The following is a 234-nucleotide window of genomic DNA, read 5'->3' as shown; positions in this document are numbered from 1 at the left end:
ATAAAAGCTCTAGCTAATTCAAATATAGAAATCTTAGGTTATCAGTCAGATGAAATCTTAAGAGACGAATTGTCTAAAGCAAGAGCATTTGTGTTTGCCGCTGAGGAGGATTTTGGAATACTTCCAATCGAAGCTCAGGCATGTGGCACACCAGTTATTGCATTTAAGAAAGGAGGAGCTTTGGAGACAGTAATTGAAAATGAAACTGGTATTTTCTTTAATGAGCAAACTATA

The 234-nt window shown here is 35.9% G+C and carries 1 protein-coding gene; it reads left to right on the top strand.

The genetic code is table 11. The features are described from left to right. Nucleotides 1-234: glycosyltransferase (locus ACWA1B_RS23690; RefSeq protein ID WP_456911153.1), on the top strand; the 234-nt coding region annotated here is incomplete at both ends.

This window comes from Flavobacterium xizangense (assembly GCF_054075145.1).
Note: the sequence above shows the minus strand (reverse complement) of the source record. Positions and strands in the feature narration are given on the sequence as shown.